Raw genomic sequence first — 6,463 nt, 5'->3', positions numbered from 1 at the left:
CGATGGGGAAGTCGAAGTAGGTGTCGGGGTAGGGTTCGTTTTCGAGTGTGTAGTGCCACCATTCGCGGTCGTATCGGCGGAAGCCGCAGGCTTCCATGATGGCGCAGAGGTGGTGGCGGTTTTCGGTTTCGGTGGGGGTGATTCCGGGTGCGCCGTGGTGGGAGATGGGGTCCATGAGGTCGTGGTCGCCGCCCATGGGGGCGAGTTCGCCGGTGGTGAGGTGGTAGAGGGTGAGGTCGACGGTGCTGCCGCGGCTGTGGCCGGATTTGGTGGCGACGTAGCCGTGGGTGAACATGTCGGCTCGGGTGATGTTGGGGTAGTGCCGGGGTTTGGTGCGGCCGTCTTCGGGTTGTTGTGCCCAGCGGATGAAGTGGTCCACGGCGCGTTGGGGGCGGTAGCCGTCCCAGAGCAGCAGGCCGTAGCCGAGGGATTCGGCTTTTTCCTGGGCGTTGTGCAGGGCGGTGCACAGGGCTGTGGTGCCGACGATCCGGTTGGTGAGGTAGCCGTCGACGGGTTTGCCGGTGAAGTTGTCCCAGGTGGCGTATTTGGCGTCCCAGCGCAGGGCGGGCACGATCTGGTCGACGAAGGCGAAATCGTCGTGCATGGTCATTTCCCGGTCAGGGCCAGCGACACTGTCCGGTCGATCACCTCGGCGAGCGGGACGCCGGCGGCGGCCATCATCCGGGGGTAGCGGCTGTAGGAGGTCATCCCGGGGAAGGTGTTGACCTCGTTGAGGACCACGGTGCCGTCGTCGGTGAGGAACAGGTCGACCCGGGCCAGGCCCCGGCAGCCCAGGGCGCGGTAGATGTCCTTGGCGGTGTCCTGGACCAGGGTGCGGGACTCGGCCGGGATGTCGGCGGGCACGATGAACGTGGAGTTCTCCGATCCGGCCTCCGGGTTGTCCTCTTGGTGGATGCGGAAGAAGCCGTGCGACAGCGCGACCCGGTCCACTTCGCCGGCGAACAGGTCTGGGCCGTTGCCCAGCACGGCGCACCCGATCTCGCTGCCGGCGACGGCTTGTTCGATCAGCACTTTGGAGTCGTAGGTGCGGGCGGTGTCCACCGCGGCCGGCAGGTCGCCTTTCGAGGTCACTTTGCTGACTCCGAAGGATGACCCGGAGCGGGCCGGTTTGACGAACACGGGGTAGGTGAGCTGATCCAGGTCCAGGTCACTGTCGAGGTCGAGGTTGTTGTCGCCGGTGAGGGTCCAGAATTTCGGGGTGGCGATCCCGGCGGCGCGCACGATGGTGTAGGTGAGGGATTTGTCCATGCACAGCGCGGAGCTTTGGACATCGCAGCCGACGTAGGGGATACCGGCCAGTTCCAGCAGGCCTTGGATGGCGCCGTCCTCGCCGAGTTTGCCGTGCAGCACGGGCAGCACGACGTCCAGGCTGAGGGTGGTGTACTGGCCGTGCTCCAGCACGAGCAGGCCACCCACGCTGCGGTCCGGGGAAAGCACCGCGGGGCGGCCGGTGGTGTCCCAGTCCGGGCCGGGGCCGTCGCACAGTCGCCAGGCACCACTGGGGGTGATGCCGATCCAGTGGGGCTCGTATTTGTCGGTGTTGAGGTGTTTCGCGATTTCCTGCGCGGATTTGACCGAGACAGGGTGTTCTTCGGACACGCCACCGAAGAGGATGCCGATCTTCAGTCTATCCATGCTGGTTCCCGCTTTCGAATGTCAGGCAGTTGGCGAGCGAGTTCTCGACCGTGTCGCGCAGGGCGTGGTCGGTGTAGTAGGCGGTGTGCGGACTGATCAGGACGTTCGGCATTTTCTGCAACCGCAGCAACAGGTCACTGTCCGGGGGCGTGGCGCGGCGGTCGGTGTAGAAGATGCCTTCCTCGCCTTCCAGGACATCCAGCGCGGCCCCGCCGAGCCGGCCGGTGCCCAGCGCGGCGACCAGGGCCTCGGTGTCCAGCAGCGCGCCGCGGCCGGTGTTGACCACGAACGCGCCGAGCTTCATCTGCTCGATCCGCCGGCGATGCAACAAATGATGCGTCTCGGGGGTGAGCGGGGTGTGCAGCGTGACGATGTCACTGCGCTGCAGCAACTCGTCCAGCGGGACATAGTCGGCGGAGATCCGCGGGTTCGTGTCATAGGCCAGCATCCGGCAGCCGAAACCCCACAACCGGTCGATCACCGCCGCGCCGATCCGTCCTGTCCCCACCACACCGACGGTCAGATCCCGCAGTTCTTTGCCGCGTACCTCGTTCAACCGGTAGTCATGCACATCGGTACGGCGGATAACGGATTTCGCGTGACGGATGACCATCAGCATCAACATCACCGTGTAATCGGCCACACTGTCCGGCGAATACGAGACATTCCCGACCGAAATCCCGACACTCCGCGCGTAGTCCACATCGATATGGTTGAACCCGATACTCCTCGTCGAGATGTACTCCACCCCGACCTGGCTCAGCGCACGCAGCGTCGCGTTGGTCACCCGGGACTTATGCCCGACACTGACACACCGGTTCCCCGACGCCAGATCGACATTCGCCTCCGACACCGCCGCCTCGGTAATCGTCGGCAGCACACCCACACGCGGCGCCAACTCCCGAAACACCACCGCCTCGTCCCGCTCACACCCATACACCGTGATCCCCGTGGTCAGCACCACCGACGACGACCCCAGCGACCGAGCCCGGCGAGCCGCCGTTCGTGCTGGTTCGCGGCCGATCGTGCCTTCCATCCAAGCTCCTCTGTGTACGCGCGCAGCACCGAAGGCGCGTGGCGAGGTGCCACGATGGTCAAGGTCGTACCGAAACGCAACACGGCGAGCAAGATCAGAGTCGAAAGGGTAAGGATGAGGGTACGTTCGTGCAGAGTCGGACATCTGAGGCAACCTGAGGACGTCTTGGCCCTCGTCCGGACAGCATCGAGCCGCCATAGGACGGTCAGGCGGAGACCGCTGCCCTCCGTTCGGCCAGACGGACACGGTGCAGGACGACTTCGTACAAGTTGAGGTACTGCTCTGCCATCACGGCAGGCGCGAACCGGGTAGCGGCGGCTCGACGGCATGCCCGCGGGTCCAGTGCCCTCGCGGTTTGGAGCCGCACGGCCAGCGTCTCCTCGTCGTCGGGGTCGACGAGAAAGCCCGTGACCGCTTCGTCGACGAGTTCCGGCAGACAGCCCCGGCGGTAGCCGACGATCGGAGTGCCGAGCGCCAGTGACTCCACGACCGCCGTGCCGCCCGGCTCTTCCCACTGCAGGGGGAAGAGGCTTGCCGTGGCGCCGGCCAGGAGCTTGTCGCGGGCGCAGGCGCCCAACGAGCCCAGCCAGCGGACCCGGTGGCCGTCGACATGCGGCATGACTTCGTCGCACCAATAACGCACGTCCGGGTTGCGAGCGGCTTCCGGGTCGGCATGGAGCGCGTGGGTGAGCTCGGCCGGCTGGCGATAGGGCCCGATAGGACCGGCCAGTAGCACAGTCACGCCGGTGGCGTGGGCCAGTCGTGCGGCGATGTGCTGTCCCTTGCCTGCCGTGATACGGCCGAGCACGACGACGTAGTCGCCCTTGTCCGGTGTGGTGGCGCGGTCGGCATGGTGGGCCAGGGGAGTGGCGAGGTGAATGTGACCGAGGCTGTGCGACCGCAGGGCTTCGGGCGCTCTGGCGAGCTGGGAGGCGGAGACGCCGTTGACGTATATCCTGTCCTTGCCGTCGAAGGCGCCGTAGAGCTCCGGATGTTTGGTGAGATCCCAGTGCAGCGTGTGCAGTACGGGCGGGGCAGCGGCGCCCATCGCACGCAATACGGTCGGCCCGATCGCTTCAAGATGATCGTGGACGAGATCGATGTCGTCGCGTTCGCCCAATTCGGTGACAATGCGCTGCATATGCGCGGCCGCGCAGCCCATTACGCGATTGTAGGGGCGCAGCAGCTGGCTGAACTGCGGTTTGTCGTAGACAAAAATCGTTTCATCGGCGGTCAGCCGGCTGTCGCCGATGGTCGCGAGGACGACGTGCACACCACGACGACGCAGTTCCGGCACCAGAGCGGCGACGATGTTCTCGATGCCGCCGTATCCGTTCGGCGGCACGGGCAGCCAGGGACCGGCGTTCATCAGCACCCGGATGGTCATCGGTAGTCGACCGCCACGAGCTCACCGGCATGCGGATGACGGCGTGTCACTGCGTCCACCAACGTTCCAGGGTGAACTGGCACATAGCGGGTACTCCTCGTGTCGGCGATGCCTTTGCCGGAGCAGAAGTTGCCCGGAGCCGGGTGTCTAAACAAGACGGACGGCTACTGCCCGGCGCTGGTGAAGGTGAACACCGCCTGGAGAACGTGATGCCGGCGCTGTGCCACCGCCGCGAGCAGTTCCGGCGCGTGCTCCACCGGGACGACGTCGGTGATGACGTGTTCCATGACGGCCTCGCCGTGAATGCGGAGCATGGCCACGGTCTCGGCCGACAGCCGCTCCCGGTCCCACGAGTGCGCCATTCCCCGCGGCACCCTGCTGATCTGGGCGCAGCGGATGGCCAGTCCATTGTGGTGGAACTCCTCGCCGAGCCGCACGGCATCCGCGCCGTGCTGGTAGAAGGCGAGGTCGACGACCGGGCCCTGTGGCCGCAGCAACCGCAAGGCCAAAGCGAGGCTTGCCGCCTGGCCACGGCACTGGAAGACCACGTCGGCGCCGCGGTCCTGAGGGCCGTGCCGCCACCGCGTCTTCAGCAAGACCGCGGGGTCCTGTGCGTCGGGATCGAGTGTGGTGAAACCGAGCGCCTCGGCGACCGCCCGCCGGGCTTTCGCCGGTTCGACGAGGACCACCTCCTCGGCGCCGTGCATGCGGCTGAAAAGCGCGGTCAACAAACCCACCACACCGGCGCCGGTGATCGCGACCTTGCGCCCGCGCACACCGTCGGCGAGCGACCGGACATCGGCGCCGTGCTGGTCGGCGGCGGCGTGCAACAATCCGTTCGCGCAGATAGGACCCATATGGGCGACATAGATGCCGAGCATCGGGTGCAGGTCGTCGGGAACAGGGACCACACGATCCCGCAACGGGTTACCGCGATAGCCGCTGCGGTGACCGTACGTCATGGCGACCAGTTCTCCCGGCTCCGGAGCGGCGGCCCGGCTCGCCGTCACCCGGCCCACCTGCATGTATCCCCACCGCAGGACCGGATAGCCGGGCCTGCGGTCCACCGCTTGGAACAACCCCAGTTCGCTGTCCCAGTCCGAGGTCAGGTTCGGGTGCGTGCCCTTGAAGAAGCTCAGTTCGGTGCCCGCTGACAGTCCACTATAGAGTGTCTGGACGTCGAACGAGCCGTCCGGCAACGGGCCTCTCGGCGGCTCCGTGCGGAAGGCGGCGTGACCGGGCCGCTCGACGACCAGGACGCGTTCAGTGGTCATCGCGCACGCCCGTCAGCTTCACCGGGACGCCCAGCGCGGCGGATTCCGCTATCGCGCAGGCAAGACGATGCGTCCGCAGCGCCTCGCGGTAGGGCGCCCGCACGTCGTCACCCTTGCCGAGCACGGCATCGACGAAAGCCCTGTCGGCGGCCGCTTTCGCCGTGTCCGGGTCCAGCGTGCGGACCCGCGGGTCACCGGCACCGTCGCGGACTTCCAGCGAGTCCTCCGTTATCGTCACGGCAAGCCCTTCGGCGTACACCTCAAGGCCGGCCCGGTGCTTCCAGCCCAGCAGACAGGTCGCCGCCAGCGTGCCCACCGCGCCGTTCGCGAACCGGAGGTTGACCGCTGTGGCGCCGTCGACATCGGCGTGCGGGTCATTCGGCGGAAGGCCGTCGGCGACCGCGTGCACCTCCACCACCTCGCCGACCAGGACCCGGGCGAGGTCCAGCACGTGGATCGCCTGTTCGATCACCTGTCCGCCGGAGTGGGCGCGGCGCGTCCACCACCCGACCGGAGGCACCTTGTCGAGCCACGTGCCCATCGCCAGCCGTACCGGACGGTCCGCCAGTGCCTCGCGGGACCAGGCGACCGCCGCCGAGTACCGCCAGTGGTGGCCTACCGCTGTGACGACTCCCGCCTGGTCCAGCAGGTCCCCAAGCCGGTCCGGAACGGTGCGGTCAAGGCCAATTGGTTTCTCGACGAACAACGCCCGCCCGGCCGCGGCCACAGTCTCCTCGGGTGTTCCGTGGGCGTTCGGAGGCACACACACGTACACCGCGTCGACATCGGTTTCGAGCACCTTCGCGACCCCGGGAACCGCACGCATTCCGTACTGCTCCGCGAACACCTGTGCGCGTCCGGCATCCACATCGGTCACCGACACCAGTCGTACGTCGTCGAACTTCCTCAGCATCCGAGCGTGCCGGTGCGCTACTCCGCCCGCTCCGACTATTCCGATCCGGCATTCAGGCATGTCGTCGAAAATACCCAGTCGAACGGGACTTCGCTGATGTGTCGCATGTGGACGGCGGCGACCGGTCGCCGGCCGGCCGGCCTTGTATTGCCAGTAGTCACAAGACCTGCTGTGATGTAGTGAACCGGTCAGAAGCA

General features: G+C 66.9%; 6 protein-coding genes. All 6 read right to left on the bottom strand.

Features of this window, described 5'->3' with window-relative positions:
* Window positions 1-604: D-Ala-D-Ala dipeptidase VanX (gene vanX, locus GC106_RS46380; RefSeq protein WP_173142588.1), on the bottom strand; the 604-nt coding region annotated here is incomplete at its 3' end.
* A gap of 2 nt (window positions 605-606) precedes the next feature.
* Window positions 607-1,656, bottom strand: a complete 1,050-nt coding sequence (vanA, locus tag GC106_RS46375) for a D-alanine--(R)-lactate ligase (protein ID WP_173142582.1) — start codon at window positions 1,654-1,656, stop codon at window positions 607-609.
* A complete protein-coding gene (gene vanH, locus GC106_RS46370) occupies window positions 1,649-2,617 on the bottom strand; it encodes a D-lactate dehydrogenase VanH (protein WP_312873446.1) in 969 nt (322 codons plus the stop codon). The genes vanA and vanH overlap by 8 nt, the downstream gene beginning before the upstream one ends.
* Before the next feature lie 280 nt (window positions 2,618-2,897).
* On the bottom strand, window positions 2,898-4,079 hold the full coding sequence (locus GC106_RS46365) for a glycosyltransferase (RefSeq protein WP_173142580.1): 1,182 nt from the start codon (window positions 4,077-4,079) through the stop codon (window positions 2,898-2,900).
* 164 nt (window positions 4,080-4,243) lie between these two features.
* Window positions 4,244-5,353 carry a zinc-dependent alcohol dehydrogenase gene (locus GC106_RS46360; RefSeq protein ID WP_173142579.1) on the bottom strand — a complete coding sequence of 370 codons (1,110 nt, stop codon included), beginning with the start codon at window positions 5,351-5,353 and terminating at the stop codon, window positions 4,244-4,246.
* On the bottom strand, window positions 5,343-6,326 hold the full coding sequence (locus GC106_RS46355; RefSeq protein WP_173142578.1) for a Gfo/Idh/MocA family protein: 984 nt from the start codon (window positions 6,324-6,326) through the stop codon (window positions 5,343-5,345). The genes GC106_RS46360 and GC106_RS46355 overlap by 11 nt, the downstream gene beginning before the upstream one ends.
* Window positions 6,327-6,463 lie beyond the last annotated feature (137 nt).

Source organism: Kibdelosporangium persicum (genome assembly GCF_013280595.1).
Classification (GTDB): Bacteria; Actinomycetota; Actinomycetes; order Mycobacteriales; family Pseudonocardiaceae; genus Kibdelosporangium; species Kibdelosporangium persicum.
Note: the sequence above shows the minus strand (reverse complement) of the source record. Positions and strands in the feature narration are given on the sequence as shown.

Excerpts from the sequence above, each read along its gene's own strand:
- GC106_RS46355 (WP_173142578.1), bottom strand. The coding sequence starts at position 6,326 with ATGCCTGAATGCCGGATCGGAATAGTCGGAGCGGGCGGAGTAGCGCAC.
- GC106_RS46365 (WP_173142580.1), bottom strand. The coding sequence starts at position 4,079 with ATGACCATCCGGGTGCTGATGAACGCCGGTCCCTGGCTGCCCGTGCCG.
- vanA (WP_173142582.1), bottom strand. The coding sequence starts at position 1,656 with ATGGATAGACTGAAGATCGGCATCCTCTTCGGTGGCGTGTCCGAAGAA.
- GC106_RS46360 (WP_173142579.1), bottom strand. The coding sequence starts at position 5,353 with ATGACCACTGAACGCGTCCTGGTCGTCGAGCGGCCCGGTCACGCCGCC.